The organism is Streptomyces synnematoformans (assembly GCF_039531005.1).
In the GTDB taxonomy this organism is placed as follows: Bacteria; Actinomycetota; Actinomycetes; order Streptomycetales; family Streptomycetaceae; genus Streptomyces; species Streptomyces synnematoformans.
Genome location: NZ_BAAAPF010000012.1, coordinates 1 through 26555 on the forward strand (window position 1 = coordinate 1; position 26555 = coordinate 26555).

The 26555-nt window shown below is 72.1% G+C and carries 20 protein-coding genes and 2 pseudogenes; 6 read left to right on the forward strand and 16 right to left on the reverse strand.

Features of this window, described 5'->3' with window-relative positions; genetic code table 11:
- Positions 1-219: pseudogene (locus tag ABD317_RS04530) on the reverse strand (hypothetical protein); the annotation flags it as partial.
- Positions 220-581: 362 nt separating this feature from the next.
- Here ABD317_RS04530 and ABD317_RS04535 point away from each other — a divergent pair.
- Entirely contained in the window at positions 582-1664 is a 1083-nt protein-coding gene (locus ABD317_RS04535; protein WP_344288044.1) for a LacI family DNA-binding transcriptional regulator, read from the forward strand.
- Positions 1665-1677: 13 nt separating this feature from the next.
- Complete coding sequence (locus ABD317_RS04540) at positions 1678-2685, forward strand: hydroxyacid dehydrogenase (protein ID WP_344288046.1); 1008 nt, start codon at positions 1678-1680, stop codon at positions 2683-2685.
- A 69-nt stretch (positions 2686-2754) separates the two neighbouring features.
- On the opposite strand, the gene ABD317_RS04545 is transcribed toward ABD317_RS04540, so the two are convergent.
- From ABD317_RS04545 to ABD317_RS04575, 7 genes are all read right to left on the reverse strand, one after another.
- Positions 2755-4749: a DUF2264 domain-containing protein gene (locus tag ABD317_RS04545; RefSeq protein ID WP_344288047.1), complete on the reverse strand. Its 1995-nt coding sequence runs from the start codon at positions 4747-4749 to the stop codon at positions 2755-2757.
- Complete coding sequence (locus ABD317_RS04550) at positions 4746-5828, reverse strand: LacI family DNA-binding transcriptional regulator (RefSeq protein WP_344288049.1); 1083 nt, start codon at positions 5826-5828, stop codon at positions 4746-4748. The genes ABD317_RS04545 and ABD317_RS04550 overlap by 4 nt, the downstream gene beginning before the upstream one ends.
- A 61-nt stretch (positions 5829-5889) precedes the next feature.
- Positions 5890-7539 (reverse strand): extracellular solute-binding protein, encoded by a 1650-nt coding sequence (locus ABD317_RS04555; RefSeq protein ID WP_344288051.1) that lies wholly within the window; start codon positions 7537-7539, stop codon positions 5890-5892.
- A 38-nt stretch (positions 7540-7577) separates the two neighbouring features.
- Positions 7578-8438 (reverse strand): carbohydrate ABC transporter permease, encoded by an 861-nt coding sequence (locus ABD317_RS04560; RefSeq protein WP_344288115.1) that lies wholly within the window; start codon positions 8436-8438, stop codon positions 7578-7580.
- Between the two features lie 26 nt (positions 8439-8464).
- On the reverse strand, positions 8465-9319 hold the full coding sequence (locus ABD317_RS04565) for an ABC transporter permease (RefSeq protein ID WP_344288053.1): 855 nt from the start codon (positions 9317-9319) through the stop codon (positions 8465-8467).
- 303 nt (positions 9320-9622) lie between these two features.
- Positions 9623-10303: a response regulator gene (locus ABD317_RS04570; RefSeq protein ID WP_344288055.1), complete on the reverse strand. Its 681-nt coding sequence runs from the start codon at positions 10301-10303 to the stop codon at positions 9623-9625.
- A gap of 33 nt (positions 10304-10336) precedes the next feature.
- A complete protein-coding gene (locus ABD317_RS04575; RefSeq protein WP_344288057.1) occupies positions 10337-11548 on the reverse strand; it encodes a sensor histidine kinase in 1212 nt (403 codons plus the stop codon).
- Positions 11549-11740: 192 nt separating this feature from the next.
- Here ABD317_RS04575 and ABD317_RS04580 point away from each other — a divergent pair, with 192 nt between their 5' ends.
- Both ABD317_RS04580 and ABD317_RS04585 read left to right on the forward strand, forming a co-directional pair.
- Entirely contained in the window at positions 11741-12169 is a 429-nt protein-coding gene (locus ABD317_RS04580) for a hypothetical protein (RefSeq protein ID WP_344288059.1), read from the forward strand.
- A gap of 187 nt (positions 12170-12356) precedes the next feature.
- Entirely contained in the window at positions 12357-13649 is a 1293-nt protein-coding gene (locus ABD317_RS04585; RefSeq protein ID WP_344288061.1) for a phospholipase D-like domain-containing protein, read from the forward strand.
- A 117-nt stretch (positions 13650-13766) separates the two neighbouring features.
- Here ABD317_RS04585 and ABD317_RS04590 read toward each other — a convergent pair whose 3' ends face one another.
- The 5 genes from ABD317_RS04590 to ABD317_RS04610 form a co-directional block, all read right to left on the reverse strand.
- Positions 13767-15803 (reverse strand): right-handed parallel beta-helix repeat-containing protein, encoded by a 2037-nt coding sequence (locus ABD317_RS04590; protein WP_344288063.1) that lies wholly within the window; start codon positions 15801-15803, stop codon positions 13767-13769.
- On the reverse strand, positions 15787-17043 hold the full coding sequence (locus ABD317_RS04595; protein WP_344288065.1) for a mandelate racemase/muconate lactonizing enzyme family protein: 1257 nt from the start codon (positions 17041-17043) through the stop codon (positions 15787-15789). Before ABD317_RS04595 ends, ABD317_RS04590 begins: the two co-directional genes overlap by 17 nt.
- Position 17044: 1 nt before the next feature.
- The gene (locus ABD317_RS04600; protein ID WP_027751797.1) at positions 17045-17872 is read right to left on the reverse strand and encodes an ABC transporter permease subunit; all 828 of its coding nucleotides are present in this window, start codon (positions 17870-17872) and stop codon (positions 17045-17047) included.
- Positions 17872-18702, reverse strand: a complete 831-nt coding sequence (locus tag ABD317_RS04605; RefSeq protein WP_344288117.1) for a carbohydrate ABC transporter permease — start codon at positions 18700-18702, stop codon at positions 17872-17874. Before ABD317_RS04605 ends, ABD317_RS04600 begins: the two co-directional genes overlap by 1 nt.
- A gap of 151 nt (positions 18703-18853) precedes the next feature.
- On the reverse strand, positions 18854-20119 hold the full coding sequence (locus ABD317_RS04610) for an ABC transporter substrate-binding protein (RefSeq protein ID WP_344288070.1): 1266 nt from the start codon (positions 20117-20119) through the stop codon (positions 18854-18856).
- Between the two features lie 146 nt (positions 20120-20265).
- Here ABD317_RS04610 and ABD317_RS04615 point away from each other — a divergent pair, with 146 nt between their 5' ends.
- Entirely contained in the window at positions 20266-21036 is a 771-nt protein-coding gene (locus ABD317_RS04615; RefSeq protein WP_344288072.1) for a FadR/GntR family transcriptional regulator, read from the forward strand.
- 78 nt (positions 21037-21114) lie between these two features.
- Here ABD317_RS04615 and ABD317_RS04620 read toward each other — a convergent pair whose 3' ends face one another.
- The 3 genes from ABD317_RS04620 to ABD317_RS04630 are packed head-to-tail and all read right to left on the reverse strand — an operon-like array spanning position 21115 to position 23748.
- Complete coding sequence (locus tag ABD317_RS04620; RefSeq protein WP_344288074.1) at positions 21115-22281, reverse strand: iron-containing alcohol dehydrogenase; 1167 nt, start codon at positions 22279-22281, stop codon at positions 21115-21117.
- Between the two features lie 32 nt (positions 22282-22313).
- Positions 22314-23174 carry an alpha/beta fold hydrolase gene (locus ABD317_RS04625; protein ID WP_344288075.1) on the reverse strand — a complete coding sequence of 287 codons (861 nt, stop codon included), beginning with the start codon at positions 23172-23174 and terminating at the stop codon, positions 22314-22316.
- A 10-nt stretch (positions 23175-23184) separates the two neighbouring features.
- Positions 23185-23748 (reverse strand): DJ-1/PfpI family protein, encoded by a 564-nt coding sequence (locus ABD317_RS04630; RefSeq protein WP_027751803.1) that lies wholly within the window; start codon positions 23746-23748, stop codon positions 23185-23187.
- Between the two features lie 609 nt (positions 23749-24357).
- On the opposite strand from ABD317_RS04630, the pseudogene ABD317_RS04635 reads away from it, so the two are divergent.
- A pseudogene (locus tag ABD317_RS04635) lies at positions 24358-26484 on the forward strand (ThuA domain-containing protein); the annotation flags it as partial.
- Positions 26485-26555: the final 71 nt, after the last annotated feature.

The following is a 26555-nucleotide window of genomic DNA, read 5'->3' on the forward strand; positions in this document are numbered from 1 at the left end:
GACGCTGTCACTGTCCGACCGCACGGCCACGACCCCGCGCCCCAGGTTCTCCATCGGACGCGCGGCCGCCGCCGCGGTCGCGTCCCGGGCGCCGCCGGTGCCGGGGGACGCGGTGCCCGCTTGCGCGAGGGCGACGACGAGGACCGTCGCTCCGGCCACCGCCACCGCTGCCGCACCGGCCCGGCGGAACCTGCGTCGACGCCTGTGCCTGTGCTCCATGAGAACTCCTCATGCTCGTATACGTGGGGGGTTGTTCGCACGGCCGGCAGGGCGTGGTCCGGTTCGTTCTGCGAGCCCTCGTGTCCCCGGCCGCGCGGGCTCGCCTTGGCGCGTGAGTTAAACCGTTTACACAGTCTGGGATGCAAGCACGATGAAGGGGTCACGTCAAGAGTGGCGGATCCCGGATGCGTGTGGCGCATGAGCCGACTGATGACTCCCCTGGTCATGGCGCGTCACCTCGCGGCCTCCGGTCGCCTCGGAGCGATCCGCCGCGCGTGCTTGACGTCGCACACCGATCGGCTCATCATCGGCCTCAAGCGGTTAACATGCTGAGGCGCCGAAACGGGACGCAGGGAGGTCGGATGCCTCGTCGGGACGTGTCCGGCGACGGAAGGCCCCGTCCCGCGACGATCCGGGACGTCGCCAGACGTGCCAGCGTCTCGGTCGCCACCGTCTCCCGCATCCTCTCCGGCACGTACCCCAATGCCCCCGCCACGCGCAGCAAGGTCATGCGGGCCGTACGCGAACTCGACTACGTGGCCAACGCCCACGCCCGGGGACTCGCGGGTGTGCGGCCCAAGAGCGTGGCCATCGTCGTCAACACCGTCACCTCTCCGCACTACGCACACGTGGCGCAAGGGGTGCACGAGGAGGCGGCGCGTACGGGCAGGCTCTGCACCGTCGGCACCACCGGCGGAGATCCCGAGCGAGAGCTGGCCGCGATCCAGTTGCTGCGCGAAGAACACGCCGAGGCCGTCATCCTGGTGGGGAACATCAATCCCGACGAGGCCTACCACGCGCGCATGGTCGGCTACGCCCGCGCCCTGGCCGTGGCCGGCTCGCAGCTGGTCCTGTGCGGCCGCCCGCCGCTGGGCCCCGACGTGCCGGCCATCGTGGTCGAGTACGACAACCACGGCGGCGCGTTCGCCGCTACGAGCCACCTGCTCTCGGCGGGCCACAAGCGCATCCTGTTCCTCGGGCGGCAGGCCGGGTACACGACGCCGGAGAGCCGGATCGCCGGCTACCGCGCCGCCCTGGCCGCGCACGGCGTACCGCACGACCCCGCGCTGGAGGTCGACAGCACGATGGAGCGGCGCGAGGGCTACCGCATGATGCGCGAGCGGCTCGACGCGGGGCCCCGGGACTTCACCGCCGTCTTCACCAGCAACGACCAGCTCGCCGCGGGCGCGCGCGCGGCGCTGCGGGAACGGGGGCTGAGCGTCCCCGAGGACGTGTCGATGGTCGGATTCGACGACCTCCCCCCGTCCGCCGACATCGACCTCACCACCGTCCACGTCCCGCACGAGGAGCTGGGGCGCACCGCCGTGCGGCTCGCCCTGAAGAGCGAGACGCCCGGGTCCGCCGAGCACGTGCTGCTGGGCACGCACATCGTCGTCCGCAACTCGGTCCGCCCGCACGTGGGCGAAGCTTCCGCCACGGACTAGAAGGGTTCACCCGATGAGCCGGCGCCCCACGGCCCTGTTCGCCATGGATGCACCGAACCTGCCCCTGCTCTTCCCGCCGGACCTGCTGGCCCGGCTGCGGGAGCTGCTCGACATCGATCCCGCGTGCGTGGTCACGGATTTCGGTGATCCCGGGCCCCGCGCACGACTGCCCGAGGTGGAGGTGCTGGTGACGGGCTGGGGGTGCCCGCCCCTGGACGACCGTGCGCTCGGCGCCCTGCCGCGGCTGCGCACGGTCCTGCACACCGGCGGGACGGTGAAGTGGCTGCTCCCGCCGGAGAGCAGAGCGCGCGGTCTCACCGTGTCGTCGGCCGCCGCGCAGAACGCGCTGCCGGTGGCCGAGTACACCCTCGGCATGATCCTGCTGCTGGGCAAGGGCGCCTTCGCGGCGCGGGAGCACCACGGTGCGGACAGGCACCGGATGCCGGGCCCGGCCCTCGGCGAGGTCGGCAACATGGGGCGCCGCGTCGGGATCATCGGCGCCTCCGCCGTCGGGCGGCGCGTGATCGAACTGCTGCGGCCGTTCGACTTCGAGGTTCTTCTCTACGACCCGTATGTCGACGCGGCGGGTGCGCGGAGCCTCGGGGTGCGGAAGTCCGGTCTGGACGACCTGCTCGCGGGCAGCTCCATCGTCTCCGTCCACGCCCCGGCCACGCCCGAGACCCGGCGCATGATCGACGCGGCGCGGCTGGCCCTGATGCCGGACGGCTCGTCGCTGATCAACACCGCCCGCGGCAGCCTCGTGGACACCGAGGCACTGGTGCGCGAGCTCGCCACCGGTCGTCTCACCGCCGTGCTCGACGTGACCGACCCCGAGCCGCTGCCGGCGGACTCCCCGCTGTTCGACCTGCCCAACGCCATCCTGACCCCGCACATCGCCGGATCCCAGGGCAACGAACTGCGGCGCCTGGGAGCCGCCGTCGTGGACGAGGCCGAACGGCTGCACACGGGCGCTCCCCTCGCGCACCGTGTCGAGTTCGCCCGCCTCGACCGCACGGCGTGACGCGCCGGCTCCGCGCCCGGCCGATCCCGGCCCGTCCGGGGAATACCGCGCAGGGCCGTCGCCGGGCTTCTACCGGGGCTCCGCCGCCGTGTGGCCGGCGGTGAGGACAGCGGCCCGCACCTGCTCGACCGTGCCGTCCGGGAAACGGATCTCGACGGTGCCGTCCGGCGCCTGCCGGGCGCGGGTGCCGGTGCGCAGGGCACGGGTGTCGCGGCACAGACGCGGATCGGCCGTGAGGACGACCAGGGTGACGAGCAGGCGCGTGCCGCCCGGGTGCGGCGGCAGGGTGAGAACCGGCGTCGCCGAGTGCTCACCGTAGGCGTTGTGACCGCGGGCGTGCACCACCTCGCCGGGGGCCGGGGTGCCGTCGTCCTCCCATCCGAGCAGGCCGACCAGCGCACTGGTCAGGCCGTCGCGGCGGCGGGCCAGCGCCCAGCCCGCGCCGCTCTCCGCGGTGGGCGGCACGCTGTCGCAGGCCACCGCCCAGCCGCCTTCGCGCACGGCGGTGCCGGCCGGGGCCCGGAGGCGGTGCAGGCGCACCTCCCAGGGACCGTGCACCACGCTGACGGTCGTGACGCGCGAGTCTGCTCCGTACGGCTCCTGCCCGACGGGGGTGTGCCAGGACGCCGCCTGGCGTCCGCCGACGCGCAGCGGCTGGATGCGGCCGCGCCCGGAGGCCCCCGGCGCGTCCAGGAACATGATCTGGTTGTCGGGTCCGCGGACCCCGCCGGCCGGTGGGGTCTCCGGCGCAGCCGCGCTGGCGTACGCGAACCGGGTGTAGTGGGGGTTGTCCTCGGCGGCGGCGGGCGGCGGGGGCAGCCGGTCGCTGCCGTGGTTGACCAGCCGTACGATGCCGTCGGCACAGGTGGAGTGCACGAGCCAGCCGGGGGCGGGCAGGGCCAGGACGCGGTCGGCGGTGTCGACGGGGCCCGGCTCTTCGGTGGCCGTCCAGACCGGATGGCGGGCGGGCAGCAGCAGGCCGAGGAACGCCTTGCTCGCCCAGTACGGGGAGGCGGGTCCGGAGTAGCGCTGGGTGAGCGGGAGATACGGCCGGTACCAGCCGAGTCTGAGCAGTCCCTCGGCGTCCGGCGCGCCGCGGTCGGCGAAGTGCTTGAGGGCACCGGAGGCCAGCCGGCGGGTGCGGCCGGGCGGCAGGGGCGTGGCGTCGGCCAGGGCGCCGGCCCAGAGGGGGGCGGCGACGGCGTAGCGGTACGTCAGCGACCGGCCCTGGTGGACGGGCGCGCCGTCGGAGCCGAAGAAGTACTGGTGGGCGCCGAGGAACTCGCGCAGCCGGGCGCGGTGGGTGGCGACGAGACCGCGGTCGGCGCGGCGCCCGGCGATGCGGGCCCACAGCACGGGGTACAGGTGCATCGCCCAGGCGTTGTAGTAGTCGAACTTCCTTCCGTCGCCGTCGGTGTACCAGCCGCCGCCGCGGTACCAGTCGTCGAGCCTGGCGAGGCCGGCGTCGATCTCGGCGCGGCTGTGCGGCGCGCCGACGGAGGCGAGGAACTCCTCGGTGACGACCTGGAAGAGGCGCCAGTTGGAGTCGTTGACGGTGGCTCCCACGAATCCGCCCAGCCAGTCGGCGGCCCGCTCGCGTACGGCGCCGTCGAGCCGGTCCCACAGCCACGGGCGGGTCTCGTGCAGCGCGATGGCGACGGAGGCGGCTTCGACCATGGACTGGGCGCCGTCGGTGATCGGCGGCCAGTGCTCCGGGTGGCCGGGGTCGGTGCCGGCGGCGAGTCCGGTGGCGTAGCGCTCGATGAGGTCGCGGACGGCGGTGCTGCCGCGCGGGTCGGTTCCGCCGGCGCCGGCGATGCGGAAGGCGGCGAGGAGGAAGGAACGGGCGAACCCCTCCAGTCCGTCGGACCAGGGGCCGGAGTGGCCGGGCCGGCCGGGGAGGCCGTACTGGGCCAGGCCGGGCGAGGCGTAGGGGAGGAGGGCGGCGAGGAGGGTGTCCGCCGCGCTCTCCCAGTGCGCCCTGGTGTAGCCGGTGATCGGGGCCGTACGGGGGTCGGGGGCCGAGGGGACGCCGGGGCCGGCCGGCGGTCGCGTGGCGGTCATACCGGGTGGTGTCCTCCGTGTGTGTCGCCGCATGTGATCGGACGGGGCGGGCCGACGCTGTCGCGTATGACGATGTGGGTGGCGAGCACGTGGCGGGTGCCCGGCGTCTCCCGCGGATCGCGCAGGGCGAGGGACACCGCGGCGCGGCCCAGTTCCTCGGCGGGGGTACGGACGGTGGTCAGGGGCGGATGGAAGTCCTTGGCGAGAGGGATGTCGTTGTAGCCGACGACGGACAGGTCGTCGGGGACGCTCAGGCCGGCGTCGGCGACGGCCCGCAGGATTCCGGCGGCGACCATGTCGTCTCCGGCGAAGACGGCGGTGAACCGCGGCCCGTCCGCGAGGAGCGCCGTCGTCGCGTGCAGTCCCGCGGTCCGTCCCAGCCCGCAGTCGACGACGTGGGCGGCCTCGGGCGGCAGGCCGTGCGCCGCCAGGGCCGCTCGGTAGCCGGCGACCCGGGCGTCCATGGCGGTGTTGCCCGGCAGGCCGCCGAGGAACGCGATCCGGCGGTGCCCGGCCGACAGCAGGTGGGTGGTCGCCGCCCTGGCCCCGGCCTCGTTGTCGAACTCGACGACCAGCGCGGGCAGGTCGGGGTCGGGCGACGGCCGGCCGCACAGCACGAGGCGCGAGCCCGCGGCGTCCAGCACCTCGGCGTAGTGGGTGACGCGCTTGCGGTAGGCGGGGGTCTCGACGATCCCGCCGACGAGGATCACCACGCGCGCTCCTTCCTCGCGCATGAGCTGGATCACCTCCGTCTCCCGGCGGGGGTCGCCGCCGGTGGCGCCGACCAGGCACAGCCAGCCCTGCGCGGCGGCCTCCGCCTCCACGCCTTCGGCAACCTGCGCGTAGAACGGGCTCGTCACCTGCCGCAGGACGACGGCCACCAGCTTGCGGCCGCCGCCGGCCAGGGCACGGGCGTGGACGTTGGCGACATAGCCGAGGGTGCGCGCCGCGCGCAGCACCCGGGAACGAGTGGCCGGCGGAACGCGGTGCCTGCCGCTGAGCACGCGCGAGACCGTTGCCACAGACACGTCCGCCCGCGCTGCCACGTCCCGGATCGTGACGCGCCCTCTCGTCGCCATCCCGCCGCCCGTCCCCTTCGTCCGTTCCCGTATCCGCCTGTGCCGCCGTTGCCGCGCCGGTTCACGTGAGGGCGGCGTGTTCCTCGGCGTACTCCTCGGCCATCTTGTCGCCGCCGCCGGAACGCCACTCCTCGACCGCGGCGTCGTAGTCGGACAGCGAGGCGCGCCCGGCGATGACCGCGGTGACGGTGTCATCCATGGACGCCCGGAGGGTGGTGCCCCGCCTGGTGTTCGTGCGCGACTGCAGTCCGTAGGACGCGTCGCGGATCGTCACCGGGACCGCCTTCTGCTGCCAGGCGTGCAGGGCCCGCACGTCATCGGGCCGGCCGGGCAGGAAGAGCACCTGGGGCGCCTCGGCCAGGTACTTGAAGGGAAGGTTGGTGTTGTTCTCCACCTCGCCGAGCTTGTTCGGCTGCGGCGAACCGTCCTTTCCGCGGGTGAAGTGCACGTCCTCAAGACCGAAGTGCGTGAGTTCCCACTCCTTCGTGCCGAAGGGGGCGGCCAGGTAGTCGAGCAGACGCAGGAGCATCTCGATGCGCTCCTTCTTGGCCTTCTTCAGGATGGTGTAGCCGAAGGAGCGGCGGGCGGCCACGTGTCCGCCGGGGGTTCCGGCCACGCTGTAGGGCAGCGCGGGCGCCGGGGACATCAGGCCCTCGGCGTCGGCGTAGAGGTGCTGGTACGCGCCGAAGCCGTTCTGCATCGAGCCGACAGTGCCGTTGTAGAACAGGGTCTCCAGGTCGGGAGTGGACAGCGAGGTGGCGTCAGGGTGGTAGTAGCCGTCCTTGCGCAGTTGCGCCTGGAAGGCGACGGACGCCTTGAACCGCTCGTCGGTGTAGTTCGCGTGGAACGTGCCGTCCTTGTCCACCGCCCAGCGCTGCGGAGCGTTGTGGGCGGCGGAGTGCACCGCGTTGCCGAACAGCGAGTCGGCGGACGCGCCAAGCGCATACGTCTTTCCGCGGGTTCCCCCCTTCGCGACGGCGGCGAAGTCGTCGGAGGTCCACCCCTCCGCCATCCCCGCGTCGGTGAACTGCTTCTGGTTGAGCCACAGCGTGCTGCCGGTCACCGGGCGCTCCAGCGGGACGCCGTAGATGCGCCCGCCGATGCGGCCCATGTCGCGCCAGGCGTGCGTGGGAATGCCGGCCAGGTTGGGGTAGTCCCTGACGGCCTTGCCCGACAGGAACGGCGTCAGGTCCTGGGCGCGGCGCTGGACGAACTCGGCCTCCCGGGGCAGGACGAAGCCGGTGAAGACGTTGATGATGTCCGGCAGCGAGTCCGGGTCGCCGGCCATCACCGTCGCCATCTTCTGCTGGTAGTCGGTCTGCGGAATGATCGTGAACTCGACCTTGACGCCGAGCGCCTTCTCGATCGCCTGCCAGAACCGGTTCTGCGCCGCCTCCTTCGGCGGTGTGCCGAAGGTGACGGACATGACCCGCACCGTGGAACCGTCGCCCGGCGTGCGGGCGACCGAGCTGGTCAGGTCGGCGGGATAGGAGGTGTAGCCGGGCTGGACCCCCTGATCGGTCGGGGGGAGATCCGGCTTGGCGCCCGGCGCCGGCCGGTACGCCGGCCAGGGGGCGAGTTCCTTGCCCGCGTTCGCGGTGTCGCCCCCGTCCGAGCTGCTGGAGCAGGCGGTCAGGAGCCCCGGTACGGAGACGGCGGCGCCCGCCGCGCCCATCGAGGACAGTACGGCGCGTCTGGACATTCCGGTCATGAGGGAGTGACCTTTCTGGCTGGGGTCGGGTGGCGGTGTCAGCTCTTGATGGCGCCGGTGAGCACGCCCTTGGTGAAGTACTTCTGCAGAAAGGGGTAGACGAGCAGGATCGGCACGGTGGCGATCACCAGGACGGCCATCTGGATCGTCTGCGGCGCGTTCACCGTGGCCTCTCCGGTGGTGGTGTCCGTGAGCCCGGTGCCGGCGATGACGTAGGTGCGCAGCACCTGCTGCAGCGGCCAGTGGTCGCTTTCGAGGTAGAGCGAGGCATAGAACCAGGCGTTCCAGTACGCCACGGCGTAGAACAGGCCGACGACGGCGAGGGCGGCCTTCGACAGCGGCAGCACGATCATCAGCAGCACGCGGAGGTCCCCGGCGCCGTCCAGCCGGGCGGCTTCGAAGAGCTCCTCGGGGACGCCCTGGAAGAAGGCGCGCAACACCACCAGGTTGAACACGTTGATCAGCACCGGCAGGATCAGCGAGGCATAGCTGTCGAGCAGTCCCAGCTCCTTGACGAGCAGGAAGTTGGGGATCATGCCGGGCGGGAAGAGGAACGTGAACAGGATCAGGAGCAGCACCGGCTTCCCGCCGAAGACGCCGGGGCGGGCCAGGGCGTAGGCGAGGGTCACCGTGCAGGTGAGGCTGAGCAGGGTGCCGACGACGGTGACGCCGGCGCTGACGCCGAGGGCGTGGGTGACGATGCCGCCGTCGAGGATGTCGCGATACGCCTGCAGTGTCGGATCCTGCGGCCACAGCACCCAGCCGCCGTTGTCGACCACCTCGCGCTGGGAGGCGAGCGAGGTGGACACGATGACGAGGAACGGCACGCAGACCAGCAGCACGACGACGACGAGGGCCAGGGCCTTGGCGGCCTGGGTGAGGGGTTTCGGCTTCTCCATCCAGCCGGGCCGGACGGCTCGGGTTCTCACTTGTAGACCCCCTGTTCGCCGAGGCGGTGGGCGACCTTGTTCGCCGCGTACACGAGCACGGCACCGACCACGCCCTTGAACAGGCCCGCGGCCGCGGCATAGCCGTAGTCGCCGCCGACGATGCCCTGGAAGTAGACGAAGGTGTCGATGACCTCGGCGGCCTCCGGGCCGACCGCGTCGCGCTGCAGCAGCATCTGCTCGAAGCCGACGGAGAGGATCTCTCCGAGGCGCATGATGAGCAGCAGGATGACGACCGGGCGGATGGCGGGCAGGGTGACGTGCCAGAAGCGCCGCCAGGGTCCCGCGCCGTCGATGGCCGCGGACTCGTACAGCTGCTCGTCGACCAGCGAGAGCGCGGCGAGGAAGATGATCGTCCCCCACCCGGCGTCCTTCCAGATCACCTGCGCGACGACCAGCGGCTTGAAGGCGTCGGGGTTGCCGATGATGTCGACGGTGTGCAGCCCGATGTCGCCCAGGTAGCTGTTCAGCATGCCGGTGTCGCCGAGGACCTGCTGGAACAGGGCGACGACGATCACCCATGAGAGGAAGTGCGGCAGGTACGCCACCGACTGCACGAAGCGGCGGAGGGTGTTCCAGGTGAGGCTGTGCAGGAGCAGCGCGAGGGCGAGCGGGACGGGGAAGAAGAAGACGAGCTGGAGCACCGAGATCAGCAGGGTGTTGAGCACCGAGTCCCAGAACGCGGCGTCCTCGAACATCCGCTGGAAGTTGTCCAGAGCGACCCATGGGCTGTCCCAGAGGCCTTCGAAGGGCACGTAGTCCTTGAAGGCGATGACGTTGCCGACCAGCGCGCCGTACTGGAAGACCAGGAAGTACGCCAGCCCGGGCATCATCAGGAGGAACAGCGTCCAACTGCGGCGCCTGTGAAAGCCTTTTCGCTTGGATGGAGCGCCTGACGGGTGTCGCGAACGGTGGCGCACCGTCGGTCGCCCTGAGCGCTCGCGCAGCATCGCTACCACGGGAGCCTCCTCGGCTGCAGTTGCGGAGTGAAAGGGAAGTTAAAACGGTTTCAGTCCACGGTCAATACCTCTGACAGGCCCGCCGGTGGACGACAACGTTGAACCGTTTACCCACCCGGCCGGGGCGGGTGCCCGTCGTCCGCGGGGACGGCGGCCGGGACCCGCTCCTTCAGCGGGTCAGCCGCCCGGGGCGACGAGGCCGCTCTCGTAGGCGACGACGACGGCCTGTGCGCGGCTGCCGAGGGCCAGCTTCGCCATCGTCCGGTTGAGGTGCGTCTTGACCGTGGCCTCGCTGATGAACAGCCGCTCCGCGATCTCCACGTTCGACATCCCGCGGGCGGTGAGCCGCAGTACCTCCGTCTCCCGGGCCGTCAGCTCGTCGAGGCCCCGGGGGAGCGCCCTCGCGGGGTGCAGGGCGTCCGCGCCGGCGCTGCGCGCGAACGCCTCGACCAGCCGCCGCGTCACGCTCGGCGCGAACAGCGCGTCGCCGCCCGCCACCGCGGCCACCGCGGCGAGCAGCCGTTCCGGCCCGATGTCCTTGAGCAGGAATCCGGACGCCCCGGCGCGCAGCGCCCGGTACACGTACTCGTCGAGATCGAAGGTGGTCAGCACGAGGATCCGCGGGGGCGGCTCGGGGGCCTCCGCGAGGATCCGCTCGGTCGCCTCGATGCCGTTCATCCCCGGCATGCGGACGTCCATAAGGACGACGTCGGGGCGGGTCCTTGCCGCTTCGGCCACGGCCTCCGCGCCGTCCGCGGCCTCGCCCACGACCTCCACGCCGTCGGCGGCACCCAGCAGTCCCGTGATGCCCGCGCGTACGAGAAACTGGTCGTCGACCACGAGCACCCTGATCGCCATCGCGGCGGCTGCCCCCTCCCCCGCCGAGTCCGCTCAGCGCTGCCCTCCCGATGTCGGCAGGCTGAGCAGGACCTCAAAGCCCCCGTCGGGGCGCCGGGCGGCGGTCACGGCCCCTCCGTAGAGCTTCGCGCGTTCCCTCATGCCAATCAAGCCGTGGCCCGTCCCGGGCGCCACAGTGGCCGGATCGGCGCCCTGGCCGTCGTCGGTGACGCGCAGCTCCAGGGCGTACGGCCGGTACGTCAGGCGTACTTCGGCGCTGGCCGGCCGGGCGTGCTTGAGTACGTTGGTCAGCGCCTCCTGCACCACGCGGTACGCGCACAGCTCCACGCCGGGCGGCAGCGGCCGTACGTCGCCCTCGACCACCAGCTCCACCGGCACGCCCCCGGCCCGTACCCGTGCCAGCACCTCGTCCAGCCGGCGCAGGCCCGGCACCGGCGCGAAGGGAGCCGCGCCGCCGCCCTCGTCCACACCGACCCCGTCCACACCGCCCGCGCCGCCACCGGCGCGCAGCAGCGTCAGCATCCGGCGCATCTCGTCCAGCGCCTCGCCGCTGGTGGCCGCGATGGTCTCCAGCGCCCGGCGGGCCGTGTCCGGGTCCCGGGCGAGCACGTACCGGGCCAGGCCCGCCTGCAGGGAGATCACCGACACGTGGTGGGCGGTCACGTCGTGCAGCTCCCGCGCGATCCGCGTCTGCTCCTCCACGACCGCGCGCCGGGCCTTCTCGTCGCGCTCGCGGCGCAGTTGCCCGGCCAGCTCCGCCAGCCGCTCCCCGCGCGCCGCGGACTCCCTGGCCGCCGCACCGAACCGGATCATGACGGCGGAGAAGACGACGGCCTGCACGACCACCGCCGACATCGACCCCCGCGGGCTGACGACCCCGCCGTACACCCACACCCCGCCCACCCCCGCGGCGCACCCGACGGCGGCGCGCAACGGCCGCTCGGCCGCCACGGTGTAGAGCGCCAGCAGCGACGCCAGGCTGTTCACCGCCGGCCAGAAGCCGGCCGCCACGTACACCGCCCAGAGCCCGCACACCACCGCGGTGACCACAACGGGTGCCAGCCGGCGGGCGGCGACCGCCAGGTTCACCAGCACGGTCAGCGCGTAGCCCGACACGGTCAGCGGCTGATACCCCTCGCTGGGCCGCTGCCGGCCCAGCAGCAGCGCGCACGCCAGGAATCCGAGCGCCAGCGCGATGTCCACCGCCAGGGGGTGCCGGAGTACGGAGACGCGCAGCATCCGCATCTCCGCAGCCTAGCCGCGTTGGCCTGAGGCGGCATCAGGCCCGCGGACTACCACGGCCGTTGCAGCCCGGCCGGGCTGCCACGGGGGTTGTGGCGCAAAGCTCAACCCCCTGCGGGACGCGCACCGGGCCGCAGGAAACGTACGTTCGTTCTTCCCTGCCGGACGGCTCGGCCACCTGAGGAGGCCCCCACAGTGCGCAACAACAAGACCTTTCTCGCGTTATCGGCGGGGCTGGCGCTGGGCACGGCGCTGGTCTCCCCCGCCTCGGCGCACGCCCTGCAGCCCAAACCGCAGGACGTGCGCCCGGCCGCCGCCTGCTCGCCGTCGAATCCCGGCGAGACCACCCTGCGGTTCGGCTACTACGGCTGCCGGATGCCCGGCACCGCCGTCGCGGACTGCCCCTGGGGCGAGGCCTTCGTCATCGCCCCGAGCCGCACCATCTGGCACGCCTGGCCGAACAGCGGCGGCTGGAAGCGGATGCCGAACAACGGCCGGGCGGACAACACGTGGAACTGCTACCGCAACGGCAACGGCCAGCGCCAGATCGAGGTTCTCACCCGGGCGGGCAACATCTGGTACAGCTACTTCAGCGGCGGCTGGCGCGGCTGGTACCTGGCCTGAAGCCACGGCCACGGGGGCATCGGGGGACGGCACGCCGGGGTTCACACCCCGGCGTGCCGGGCGCTCGCCACCCGCCGCGCCGGACCCGCACGCCCGCGCTTGCGCCCCTCCGCCGACCACACCTGCCCCCTCTGCCCCGGCGGGTGCGGTTCCCCCGCCCTTATGCCGAACGAGAGGAGAACCACCCATGCGCAGTCCGCGACAGACGATCCTCCCGCTCCTGCTGCTGCTCAGCCTGCTCGTGCCGCAGGGTGCCGTCGCCGCCGAGGCCCGGGCCGGCGGCGGGACGCGCGCCGCGGCGGCGGCGCCGGTGCTCGACGGGCCGGTGTTCAACGACCCCACGCAGGGCCCGGCGCAGCGCGAGGCGGTGATCAGTCAGCTGATCAACCTGATCAGGGCGACACCGGACGACGGCGAGATCGACCTGGCCATGTTCCAGTTCGCGGACGAAGGCAAGTCGTCGGAGGCGCTCACCGCGCTGACGGACGCGATCCTCCGCGGCGTACAGGTCAGGGTGCTCCTCAACGGTGATCACGCCAGCCCGGACGTCGAGAGCGCCATCAGCCTCGCCATCCTGCTCAGCGGCAACACCGCTTCGGAGATCATCACCTGTCCGACGGGACGCGGATGCATCGCGTCCCGTCGCGCGCACATGAAGTTCGCGACGTTCTCCAGCGTCGTCGTCGACGGCGCCGAGTACGCGCACGTGGCCTGGCAGACCTCGTCGAACCTGTCGTCCTGGTACGAGACCAACTCGTACAACGACGCCTTCACCCTCAGCGACGCGTCCGTGTACGCCGACTACCGACGCTACTTCGCGGACCTGCGGTCCATGGTGCGGAACACGGACTACTTCTGGGCCGGCCCCACCGGCTCCACGTACAGGGCCCACTTCTACCCCCGGCACCAGCCCGACGAGCAGAACGCGAGCACGCCCATCGGCTCCGGCGACACCATCGTCAACATCCTCAAGCTGGTCGAGTGCCACTACGAGGACGCGGACGGCGTCCGGCGCCAGACGGACATCCGCATCGTGATGAGCGAGTGGAACACCTGGCGGCTGTGGATCGCCAAGCAACTGCGGGAACTGCGCCGGCAGGGCTGCTGGGTGGACGTGGTCTACAGTGCCGCCACCAAGGAGGGGGAACCGGTGACCGCGCCGCAGATCGTGCAGGCGCTCAACCCGCCGCCCCGCGGCACCGCGCCGACGTTCGAGCAGATCCAGGCCACGCCCTGCCGCTTCACCTCCACGGGATCCGGTGCCGCCGAGAAGGTGCAGCCGCACACCAAGATCATGATGATCGACGGCTTCTACGACGACGACATCGTGCCGCGCGTCTACACGGGAAGCGCGAACTTCACCAGCATGCGGACCCAGGACGACTCCTTCCTGAGGGTCATGGGCCGCGACACGCACTCCGACTACCTCGACTGGTTCTACGACATACGGAGAGCCTGCTACGACAACCCGCCGCAGTAGGCGAGCGACCGCCGCGGCTTCCCCCCATCGGTCGAGGGGGGGAAGCCGCGGCGCAGGGATGCTCCTCTGCATGTCCAGCAGCGGTTGTGAGGTGCCTCGGGGACGCTGCCGGGGTGTTCAGCCCCTGGGGCCCGCGCCGGAGATGATCTCCCGGGCGCCGGCGGGGACGTCGCCGGGGTTGAAGGTGACGGTGCCCCGGACGGTGTTGCCGCGCTGGCCGTCGACGATCCCGGTGATGGCCGGGTTGGTGGCGTAGTTGTCGGTCAGGGTGAGGTCGCCGGTGAGGTTGCCGTTCTGGATGTTGGCGTGTGCCCACTGTCCGGCGGTGCCGAGCAGGACGTTGCGGTTCGCGGTCACGTAGCGGGAGCCCTCGTCGAAGTACAGCCCCAACTGCCCGCTCCGCTCGCAGAAGTTCTCCCCGACGACGCCGCCGGGGATCGCGGAGAGCGTGTAGACGCAGCCCGCGTCGAACATCGTGTGCACGACGTTGCGCACGTGGTTGCCCTCGACGCGGACGTCCTTCAGGGTCGTCGGCGTGTCGTAGATCGGCTGGAAGTCGTACAGCCCGCGGTTGACGTACTCGGGGCTGCCGCCGGGGTCGTTGGCCCCCCAGCCGAAGCCGATGCCGATGCCCGTGTAGGGCATGTCGGAGACCTCGTTGTGCTCGACGGTCAGCCGGGTGACGTAGCTGGCGAAGATCCCGTCCTGGTCGAGGTACTCCAGAGCCGTGGCACGGATGGTGTTGTCGCCGAGCAGGATGTCCCGGTTGGTCATGCGCTCGTCGGACGGGTGGTGCGCGTCGGGGCGCACCCCGCCGACGACGATGCCGCCGCCGGCGCTCGCGGTGAACGTGTTGCCCACGGCCGACACGTCGTGCGCGCCCAGCCCGACGCCGGTGGCGTGCGCGTTGGCGTCGTTGCCGATGCCGAGCCCGACCGAGCCGAGGTTGACGAAGGTGTTGTCCTCGAAGGAGATGCCCTCGGCCGCCGAGACCTGGACGGCGGCGGGTGCCTGCGCCCAGCCGTTGCGGGCGCCCTCGAAGCCCTTGCAGCCGACGGCGCACGAGGTGAAGGCGTCGTCGGGCCGGTGCGCCTGGACGCCGGTGAGGAACGAGCCCGTCTGCTGGTTGGCGTAGCCGTCGGGTGTGCTGGGGTGCAGCCAGGTGGTTCCGGTGAAGGTCATGCCGGTGAACCTCAGGTCGCGGGCCGGCTCGTCGTAGGTGCCGCCGACCTCCAGCAGCGTCTCCAGCCGCGGCAGTTCGACGCGCTGGTCCGCGGGGTGCCGGCCTTCCGGCGGCTTGTAGTAGAGCGTTCCGGCGGTCGTGTCCAGGTACCACTCGCCGGGCTCGTCGATGAAGCTCTTGGAGTTCAGCAGCCAGAACGTCGGGTTCCGGAACGGGGACTGGATCGTGTCGTACCCGTAGGTGTTGTTGTCCCACGCCGGCTGCTGCATGCGGACCGTGCGGCCGGAGATGCTCTCCACCGGCGAGAACCGGTTGGTGAAGGACAGCTTCGCCTGGAGGTCGATGCGCTTCTGGTCCGGGAGCGAGGCGAGGTGGTCCAGGTCCGGGTTGTCGAGGGTGAAGCCGTCCGCGTTCAGCGTGATGTCCGACGGGGAGAGCCCCATCCGGGCCCGCTGGGCGGGGAGGCCGTCGACGTAGAGCTGCCGGCTGTCGAAGCCGGTGCCGACGTCCGCCTTGTAGATGCCCGTGCCGGGGTCGTCGAGTTCCCAGCCGGTGACCGGGTCCGCGCCGGTGAGCACGGGCTCCGCCCCGGGGGCCGCCCGCCAGGCGACGGTGTGCCCGTTGCGGCCGGAGTCGGCGGCGCCGAACCGCAGGGGTGAGGTGAGCCGGTACGTACCGTCCAGCAGGGTCACCGTGACGTTCCGGTCTCCCCGGGCGGCGAGCTGCCGGGCCCGTTGCTGCGCCTCCGCCAGGGTCTGCAGCGGCCGGCCGAAGGTGCCGGGGCCGTCGTCGTCGGCCCTCTCGGCGCCGGCGGGGGCGACGACGAGCGTGTGCCCGGGGGCGGCGTGCGCCTGCGGGGCGGGCACGGCGGCGAGCAGTCCCGCGGCCAGGGCTGTGGCCGCGATCGCGGCTGCGGGGGACGTTCTCAGGTGCGGTGTGAACGGCGGGTGCACGTCACGTCCTTTCGTCATGTGGTTGCGGGGGGTGTGCGCCCGAGGCCGGGGTCAGCGGTACGTGGTTGGCCGGGCGCGGTGGAACGCGGTTCGTGGGGTGCCGGGGAGCGGTGCCGTCGTCGGCCGCGGCGAGCAGTCGCCGTCCCGCGTGCTCCGGCCGGACGTTCGGGCCGGCGGGCGGGCCGGCGGCCCGCCGCCGCAACGCGATCTGCTCCTCGTAGACCCGGATACCCAGGCCGGGCGTGTCACCGAGGACGAAGGCGCCGTCCGCGACCTGCAGGTCGACGGTGAGGCCGGCGGGCGGGCCGAGGTTCTGCAGCTCGCTGACGAGGTGGTTGGGCACCGACGTGGCGGCGTGCAGCAGCCCGACGGGGGTGTCGCCGACCAGGCTGACCGGCAGGTCGTGGGCGTGGGCCAGGGCGGCGGCCCGGAGGAAGTGGGTCACGCCCCACACGGCCGCCGTCTGGACGATGTCGACGGCACCGGCCGCCAGCAGCGGGCGGAACTGGTCGAGCCCGGTGAGGTTCTCCCCGCAGGCGACCGAGGCGCGCACGGCCCGCTGGACGACGGCCAGCCCCTCCGCGTCCCACCGGCGGACGGGCTCCTCCACCCAGGTGAGGTCCAGGGTGCGCTCCAGCTCGCAGACGTGCCGGACGGCCTGCTTGCGGGCCCAGCACTCGTTGGCGTCGAGCATCAGGGCCGGCCGCCGCCCGCGTCCGGCCCTGGTCAGCACCGCCCGCACCAGCTCCAGGCGCCGCCGGTCCCGCTCGACGTCGAGGCCGCCCTTGAGCTTGGCCGCCCGCAGGCCGTGCTCGGCGTAGGTCTGGTAGACCGCGGCCAGGCCGTCGTCGTCCAGACCGATGTCGAGTCCGGACGCGTACGCGGGCACCGTGCGGTCGCGGCCGCCGAGGAGGCGCCACAGCGGCTCCCCCGCCGCCTGCGCCTTGATGTCCCACAGGGCGGTGTCGAACGCGCCGACGGCGCCGAACACGGCGCCGGCGTGGCCGGCCTTGAACGTGTGCCGCAGCATGCGGTCGTAGAGCGCGGTCACGCAGCGCGGGTCCTCGCCGTCGAGGGCGGCGAAGACGCCGTCCAGCCCGACGTGCGGTCCGAGGCCGACTCCGGTGATCCCTTCGTCGGTGTCGACGAGGACGAGCGGGACGGGGACGGCGCCGTCGGCGATGACGCCGTTGGCGTCGCCGACGGGCCTGCCCCACTCCTGGACCGTCGTCAGGGTGCGAAACCCGGTGATCCGCATGTCATCCCTTCGTGGCACCGGCCGTGATGCCGGCGGTGATCTGGCGCTGGAAGAAGAGGTAGATGAGCAGGACGGGCAGCGCGGCGATGAGCACCCCGGAGGCGAAGGCGGGGATGTTGTCCGAGTACTGGCCGCGGAGCGAGGTGACGCCGGTCATGAGCGTGCGGTGTTCGGGGGACTGCATCACCAGCAGGGCGATGAGCACGTCGTTCCAGCAGAAGAGGGTGTCGAGGATGCCGACGGAGAGCAGCGCGGGCCGGCCCATCGGGAGCATGATCCGCCGGTAGACGCCGTAGAGCGTGTTCCCGTCGATCCTGGCCGCGTCCACCAGTTCGCCGGGCACGCCGGTGTAGTAGCTCGTCATCAGGAAGACGGTGAACGGCAGGAACTGTGCGACGTAGGCGAGGACCAGCCCCGGATAGGTGTCCATGAGCCCGCTCTCGACCAGCATCCGCGCCAGCGGGACCATGATCACCTGGAAGGGCACGAACAGCGCCGCGAGGCAGCCCAGGAACAGCACGCGGGAGCCGCGGAAGTTCAGCTGGCTCAGCGCGTAGCCGGCCATCGACCCGATCAGCAGGAGCAGCGCGACGGACGCCGTGACGACGACGAGCGAGTTGACGAAGTACCGGGCCATGTCGGCGTTCGTCCAGGCGGTGGCGAAGTTGTCCCAGTGCGGGGAGCGGGCCGGGGAGAACCGGTCGCGGATGTAGTCGTTCCGGGACTTCAGGGCGACGTTCCCGGTGAAGACCAGGGGGTAGACCGTCGCCAGCGCGAGGAGGGCCATCGGCGCGGCGAGCAGCCACCGGCCCGCGCGCGGGCCGCGCATCAGTCCTCCCTCCCCGTGCGGCGGAGCAGCGCGATCTGTGCGAGCCCCACGACGAGCATGATGAGGAAGAGGACGGTCGAGGCGGCCGAGGCGAGCGCCGGGCGGTTCATCCGCCCCTGCTGGATCCAGATGTAGTACTCCGGAAGGTAGGTGGATCCCTCGGGGCCGCCGCCGGTCATCACGTAGAGCAGGCCGAACATGGACGTCAGCATCCCGATCATCGTGGTCACGAAGACGAACTGGATGGTGCGGGACAGACCGGGGACGATCACGTGGCGGATGACCTGGGCGAGCGAGGCGCCGTCGACCCGTGCGGCGTCCAGGAGCGTGCCGTCCAGCGTCGCGAATCCGGCGAGGAAGACCACCAGGGCCATGCCGAACGTCGCCCAGACGTGCACGCCGACGACGGTGAACATGGCGATGCCGGGGTCGCCGAGCCAGTCGACGGGGCCGACGCCCGCGCCGTCGAGGGCCGAGTTGAGCGGGCCGTCGAAGGCCAGCAGGAGGTTGAAGATCGCTCCGATGATCACCGGCGAGAGCACGGCGGGAAAGAAGTAGACGCTGCGGAAGAGCCGGTGTCCGGGCACGCGCAGGTAGATGAACGTCGCCAGCAGGCCCGGGATCGCCACCGCGACCGGCAGCAGCAGCACCAGCAGTCCGACGTTCTTCAGCGCGGTGCGGAAGACCGGGTCCCGCAGCAGCTCCGTGTAGTTGTCGAAACCCACCGCCGCACCGTCGCGGTCGCCGTCGCCGGTGAAGGAGAAGTTGACGCCGAGGAACAGCGGGACCAACCGGAGCAGGACGAGGACCAGGACGGCGGGGGCGACCAGGACGTAGGGGGCGAGCCGGTCGGCGTTGCGCCCGGTCCCGAACCGGGGCGGGGCCGGGACGCTGCGCGCGCGCCGGGCCGGCTCCGCGCCCCCGCCGCGTCCGGCCCCGGCGGCGCCCGGCGCGGGCGGTGATTCTCCCAGCGCCACGGGCTCAGTCCGCCCGGTCGGAGTCGGCCAGCTGGCGCACCGCGTCGTCGACGCTGGCCGATCCGCTCAGCAACTGCTGCGACAGCCGCCCCATCAGGTCCAGGGTCCCGGCCGACAGCGCCACGTGGAGCGCGGGCTTGCCGGACTCGACCTCCTGCATGATCGAGGCCAGGGCGGGGCCGCCGCCGGGCACGTCGATCCCGGTGTCGGAGGCGATCGCACCGGCGCCGTCGGCGAAGGCGCGCAGCGCGTCCTCGGAGGTCAGGGAACGCACCAGGTCGACGGCGAGCTTCGGGTGCGCGGTGCGCTTCGCGACCGCGTATCCGATGCCTCCGTCGTACGGCAGGCTGGGCTCGGCGCCGGCCTCGACACGGGGGGCCGGCATCACGCCGACGTCGTCCTCGCCGAGCAGCTCACCGAACTCCTTCCAGTGGCCGACGTCGGACATCAGCCCGACGACGTGGGCCGCGTCGCCGGACTCGAAACGGGCGAAGGCCTCGTTGAACAGCGCGGTCGAGTTGGCGCCCCCGTTGTTGAGACCGGCTTCCTCGGTCTCCTTCCAGAGCTGGAAGATCCGCCGCACCCGCGGGGACGTCCAGTCGCGCTTCCCGGCGATCCAGTCGTCGTACTCCGCGGGCCCGAGGACACCGGAGCCCAGCGCGGAGAGGAAGAACTGGATGCCGTAGCCCTCCTTGTTCCCGAGAGAGAAGCAGCTGGCTCCGGTCTCCTCGGCGAGGGTCGCGCAGTCGTCGGTGAACTCGTCCCACGTGGCCGCCGGTTGCTCCGGGTCGAGCCCGGCCTCCTCGTACAGCGCCTTGTTGTAGTAGATCGGATGCCCCTGCAGCGTCACCGGCGCCGCGTAGACCGTGCCGTCCCGGGTGAACGCGTCCCACCCCGCCAGCCGCCGCCGCTCCGCGGCGACGCGGTCGCCGAGCGGAAGCAGGTCGTCGGCGCGGTCACGGAGCTGGCCGCCGCCGTTGAAGAGCATCACGTCGGGCCCCGTGCCGGACTGCATGGCCGTGCCGAGCAGCGTGTAGTACTGGTCGAACGGCTGGGCCACGAACTCGACGGTCACGTCGGGATGCCGGGCCGCGAAGTCCGCCTTCGCCTTCTCCACGTACGCGGCGGCGTCCTCCTCACCGGACTTCCAGTCCCAGACGACCAGCTTGCCGTCGTCCGCGGAGCCGGACGGGGAGTCCGATCCCGCGCTGCCGCAGCCGGTCAGCACCAACGCCGCGACCAGGGTGGTCGCGCACAGTGTCCGCATCATCGCCGCTCGCTCTCCGGAGGGTTCAGTTCGCTCGCCGTGTGCCCCGGGCATCGGAAACGTAAGTCGTATGACGTATGAGGTCAAGGGGTCCGTCACGTATACTGGCCGGTGCGCGGCGGGAGCGGTCGCGGTCCGACGGAGGGAACATGACGGCATCGCAGGACGCCACCGCGAGTACTTCGGCCTCGCCGGGCTGGGTGCAACGACCGGCCAACCTCGCGCGGGCGGTCACCGCCGAGCTGGTGGGCCGCATCGTCCGCGGTGTGCATCCGCCCGGTACGCCGCTGCCGCCGGAGCCGGCGCTCTGCGAGACGTTCGGCGTGAGCAGGACCGTCGTCCGCGAGGCCATGAAGATCCTGCAGGAGAAGGGCCTGGTGCAGGTCCGCCAGGGCTCCGGCACCATGGTCACCGCGCCCGCGCGGTGGAACATGCTCGACGAGCTGGTCCTGGGGGCTGCCATCGAGGAGGACGACAGCCAGGCCATCCTGGACGACCTGGTCGTCACGCGACGGCTGCTGGAGTCCGACATGGCCAACGTGGCCGCACGGATCGCCACCCCGGACGTCGTCGGCCGGCTGCGCACGCTCGTGGACCGGATGGACGAACTCGTGGCAGACCACGTCACGTACGCCGAGTACGACCGCGCCTTCCACGACACGATCATGCGGGCCTCGGAGAACCGCATCGCCCGCGCCGTGGTGCGCTCACTGGAGAGCCAGGTCATCAACACCGCGCGGTACATGGGCCGGCCCGAGCGCGCCATGTGCGTCGCGTCCAACCGCGGCCACCGCCGCATCTGCGAACGCATCGCCGACCACGATCCGGACGGCGCGGCCGAGGCGATGTTCACGCACATCACCGAGGCCTGGCTCGCCCGCCGCGCCGCATCGGGCGATCCGGTGCGGCTGCGCCGCTAGGGCACAGGCCCTAGGGCCGGCGCCCGCGGCCCGGCGTCCCGCGGCGGACCGCACACCCCGGGCGCGCGGTCCGCGGCCTCATCCGCGTGCCGTGCTGAGCCGGTTCGGCTCGCCGTGCCAGGCCGCCCTCAGGATCTGTTCCAGCGCGTCCACGTCGAGCGGCACGGGGTTGTTGTCGATGAGCCTCCTGATGCCGATCGACGCCTCGGCCAGTCCGCGGACGTCACCGGCCTCGACCCCGATCTCGGCCAGCGACGCGGGCAGTCCGACCCGCAGGCCCAGCTCGTGGACCGCCGTCACGGGATCGGCGCACTCCATGGCCCCGGCCAGGGTGGCCATCTCGGTGCGGCGCGCCGGCCGGTTGAACTCCATGACGTACGGGAGCAGGAGGCCGGTGCCCAGCCCGTGCGACGTGCCGGTCGCCGCCCCGACCGCGAACTGGAGGGCGTGCGCCGCGGTGACGCCGGCGTTGCCGAAGGCGATGCCGGCGAGCAGGCTCCCGTAGAGCATGGCCGACCGGGCGTCCAGGTCGTCCCCGTCGTCGACGGCGCGGGCCAGGTTCGCGGAGATGCCGCCGGCCGCGGTCAGGGCGAGGGTGTCGGAGAGCAGGTTCTTGCCGACCTGCGGCCGGGCGAGTACCGAGGACGCGGTCGGGGGCCGGCTGATCGCCATGAAGGACTCCACGGCGTGGGCCAGCGCGTCCATCCCCGAGTGAGCGGTCACGGTACGCGGTGCGCTCACGGTCAGCAGCGGGTCGCAGAGCGCGTGCCGGGGGATGAGGTGCCGGCTGGCGATGCCGACCTTCATCCGCGTCTTCGCATCGGTGATCACCGAGACCGGTGTGACCTCCGAACCCGTCCCGGCCGTGGTGGGCACCGCGATCAGCGGCAGCACGGGACCCGGCACCGACTCCACGGGGTAGTACGTGCTCAGCGGGCCCGGGTGGCTCGCCAGCAGCGCGGTGACCTTCGCGAGGTCGATGGTGCTGCCGCCGCCGACGGCGACGACCGCGTCCGGCCGGTGCTCCGCGGCGGACGCGACCGCTTCCGCGATGGTGCTCTCCGGCACGTCCACGACAGCTTCGGAGAAGACGCGCACGTCGACACCCGCCTCGTGCAGCGAGGTGCGCACCGAGTCGAGTCCGGGCGATCCGGCGAGGTTCGGATCGGTGACGACCAGCGCCCGGCCGCCGTATCCGGCGGCGAGCTGGCCCGTCGTCGCGGCCATCCCGGTGCCGAAGATCACTTGGGTGGGTGCGCGCAGGATCGCGAAGTCGTTTATGGCTCCTCCAGGAAGGTTGTCAGGAGTCGGTGCAGCTCTGCCGGTCGTTCGGCCGGTGAGGCGTGGCCGCAGGCTCCGAACAGGTGCGCCCGTACGTCCGGCAGCAGGCGCAGAAGCCGCAGCGTGCTGGACTCCAGGGGCACGACGCGATCGTCCACGCCGTGCACCAGGAGTGTGGGTGTCCGGATCTGCGCCAGTTCGTCGGCGGTCAGCGCGAGGTCGCGGACCCATCTCTCGCGCGGCGGCGGGAACATGGCGGCGAACGCCTCGCGCGGACCCGGTTCGAGGGTGGCGGCCAGACGGGCCTCGACGGCCTCGTCGGTGCGGAACGCCGCGTCGACGTGCAGCAGTTCGAGGAGCCCGCGGGCCGCCGAGCGCCCGGGCCGGTAGGCCCAGAGCCGGTCCAGGCCCGGCGGCAGCGGCATGTCGAGCCCGAGGGTGCCGATGCCCACCAGGCGGGTGACCGTCCGGGGCCGGGCGTGGGCCACCGACAGCGCGATGGCCCCGCCCATCGAGTTGCCGACGACCGCGCAGCGGTCCAGGGCCAGTTCGTCCAGGAGGCCCAGGATCTGCGCCGTCCACGCGCGGCGGCCGTACGGGTGCTCCCCGCCGGACCGCGAGCGCGGGAGCGGGCTGCTCCGGCCGAAGCCGGCGAAGTCGGGCGCGATGACGCGGAAGCCGGGCGCCAGCGCGGCCATGGCAGGCTCCCACGCCGCGCCCGTGGTGCCCGGGCCGGAGCCGTGCAGCAGCACGACGGCCGGGCCGGAACCCGCCTCGCGCACAAAGGTCTCCCGCCCGGCCACCCGGACCGTCCGTCCCTCGGCACCGGGGCGCGCGCCGCCCGCGGGGAAGCTCACGCGGCGGCGGTCAGGCCGGGGCGCTGGAGCGTTCCAGCACCGACACGAACGCCCGCGACCACTCCGGCAGATCCGGCCAGCCCCGGCAGGAGACCATGTTCCCGTCGACGACGTCGGGCTCGTCGACGACCGTCGCGCCGGCGTTGACCATGTCACCGGCCAGCGGCCCGAACGCGGCCGTCCTGCGCCCCTTCAACAGGCCGTAGACCGCGGGCACCTGCGGTCCGTGGCACACCGTGCCCACCGGAAGATCCCGGGCGAAGAAGTACTCGGTGATACGGCGCACATCCGCGTCGAGACGGATGTACTCGGGAGCACGGCCACCGGGGATGACCAAACCCGCGTACTCCGTCGGATCGACCTCCGAGAAGGCCAGGTCGACGGGAAGCCTGCGACCGTTCTTCTCCGTGTAGGCGTCCGACTCCGGCTCGAAGTCGTGGATCACCAACTGCACGTCCCGACGCGTCAGCGCCGCCACGTCCGCCCGGTAACCCGCCTCGCGCACACGGAAGATCGGATACATCGCGTCCAACTCCTCGGTCGCATCACCGACGAGCACAAGCACCTTGTTCATCACACCTCCGGTTCTCGACAGCCCTGACCCCGGACCCACCCCGATCGTGGAAGCTCTTGACGCTTCCGTAAAGCACGGTCATCATACGTATCAACATTCAATTAGTCGACCAGTGCTCGAAATACCGAACACTGCCGCCTCAGGCGGCGCGCCGCACCACCCAGGCATCGCATCGCCCGCACCGTCAGGGACTCTCCTCACGGGCCACGTGGAGTACCCGGGGTGGAACCGAGGCCCGTGACCGGCCGGACATGCGATACGGACCCCCCACGAGAGGTCACACCCATGTCCTCGTCGCCGTCGTCACCGTTCGGCCGCCGCGGGCTGCTCGCCCGGCCGGGTCATACGTCGACCCGCCCGTCCGGCGCTCCCCCGCGGCAGTCGCCGTGTACCGGATCCGGCGCGCCCCGGACGACACGCCCCCCGGCATCAGCGTGCTGACCGCGGGCCGCCCTGCCGACGGCACGGCACCGGTCTGACAGCGGCAGGTCCGGCCGCCGCACATCCGGAACACCCGGACCACCCGGACCACATCGGGGCCACCACGCGCGGTGCACCCGGCGCAGCGGGAACGCCGGAGCCGCATCCCACCTGAGAGGAACCCCCCACATGAAGGAACGACACCGCTCACGCCCGCGCGCCCTCGTGTCGCTCGCCATGGCGCCGCTGCTCGCCGCCGGTGCCCTGACGGCGACCGCCTCCCACGCCGAGGCCGCCGAGTCCCGGGTCCTGCTGTTCACCAGGGCGGTCGGCTACGTCCACGGCTCCATACCGGCCGGCATCCGGATGTTCCAGGAGGAGGCGGCCGAGCAGGACATCGAACTCGTCCAGACCGAGGACCCGGCCGTCTTCAACGACGCCGAGCTCTCCGGCTTCGACGCCGTCATCATGCTCCAGAACTCCGGCATGGTCTGGGACACCGACGCACAGCGTCAGGCCATGCAGGACTACGTCACCGGCGGCGGAGGCGTCGTGGCCGTCCACAACAGCCTCGACGCGGGCATCGAGGGCGAGTTCCCCTGGTGGGACGAGACCATCAACGGCGGCGCCCACATGCCCGGCCACGCCGCCGGCATCCAGAACGGCACCGTCCACGTCGAGGACCCGGACCACCCCTCCACGCAGGACCTCCCCGCATCCTGGACACGGCCCGAGGAGTGGTACAACTTCGACCCCAACCCGCGGCCGAACGTCCACGTGCTCGCCACGGTCGACGAGTCGACCTACGACCCGGGCCGGTTCGCGATGGGCGAGGACCACCCCATCTCCTGGTGCAGCGTCGCCTCCGGCGGCCGCGTCTGGGCCACCGCCATGGGACACGACGCCGCCGCCTACGCGGAGGAGGGCTTCCGCAACCATGTGATGGGCGGCGTGCGGTGGACGTCGGGCACCGTGCCGGGCGACTGCGGGGCGGACGCGCCCGACCAGGACACGTTCGAGAAGGTGACGCTCGACGACGGCACCCACGACCCCATGGAGCTGGACGTCGCGCCGGACGGCCGCGTGATCTACATCCAGCGCGGCGGCGACGTGCGCGTCTTCGACCCGGCGACCCGGTCCACCACTACCGCCGGCACCCTCCGGGTGTACACCGGCGGTGAGGACGGGCTCATCGGGCTGGCCCTCGACCCGGACTTCGCCGCCAACGGCAGGGTCTACCTCAACTACTCCCCCGCCGGCAGCGCGGAGGACGTCAACAGGGTGTCGGCGTTCTCCCTTGAGGGCACCACCCTGGATCTGTCGAGCGAGCAGAAGGTGATCGACATCCCCGCCTACCGGGACCGGACCTTCCCGGAACCCGGCCACACCGGCGGCGGCCTCGAGTTCGGCCCGGACGGCACCCTCTACATCGGCACGGGCGACGACACGGCACCCAACCTCGACCCGGCCTGGCAGGGCTACGCCCCGCTGGACTGGCGCCTGGGCCGTGAGATGCAGGACTCCGCGCGTACCGCCGGCAACACCAACGACCTGCGCGGCAAGATCCTGCGTATCCGGCCCAACGACGGCGGCGGATACTCCGTCCCCGACGGCAACCTCTTCCCCGCGGGCACGGACAACACCCGCCCCGAGATCTACGCCATGGGCTTCCGCAACCCCTTCCGGTTCACCGTCGACCCCGCCACCGGCGACGTGCACATGGCCGACTACGGCCCCGACCGGCAGGGTGCCACGGACAACCGCGGCCCCGCGGGCATGGGCGAGTACAACGTCATCAGCGAGCCGGGCAACTACGGCTGGCCCTTCTGCCACGGCGACAACGAGCCCTACGCCCCGTACAACCCCGACAACGGCCAGGTCGGCCCGAAGTTCGACTGCGCCAACCCCGTCAACGAGTCCCCCAACAACACCGGGCTGACCGAGCTGCCGCCGGTCCAGAAGCCCCACATGTGGTACGGCTACGGCGCCTCGGCGGAGTTCCCCGAGCTCGGCTCGGGCGGCATCGCCCCGATGGCCGGCCCCGTGTACCGCTACGACGCGGACAACCCCTCCACCACGAAGTTCCCGCAGTCGTTCAACGGCTCGGCGTTCTTCTACGAGTGGTCGCGCAACTACCTCAAGGAGTTGCGCACCGACGGCGGCGGGCCGGCGTCGGTCAACGACTTCCTGTCGGGCACCAGGTTCATCAAGCCGATGGACATGACCTTCGGCCCGGACGGCTCGCTCTACCTCCTGGAGTGGGGCAGCTCCTTCGGCGGCGGCAACAGCGACTCCGGTCTCTACCGCATCGACCACGGATAGGCCGCAGGCGCCCCCGGCCCGGACGTCCTGAGACCCTCCGGGACCACCACCGGGCCGCGGGCGCC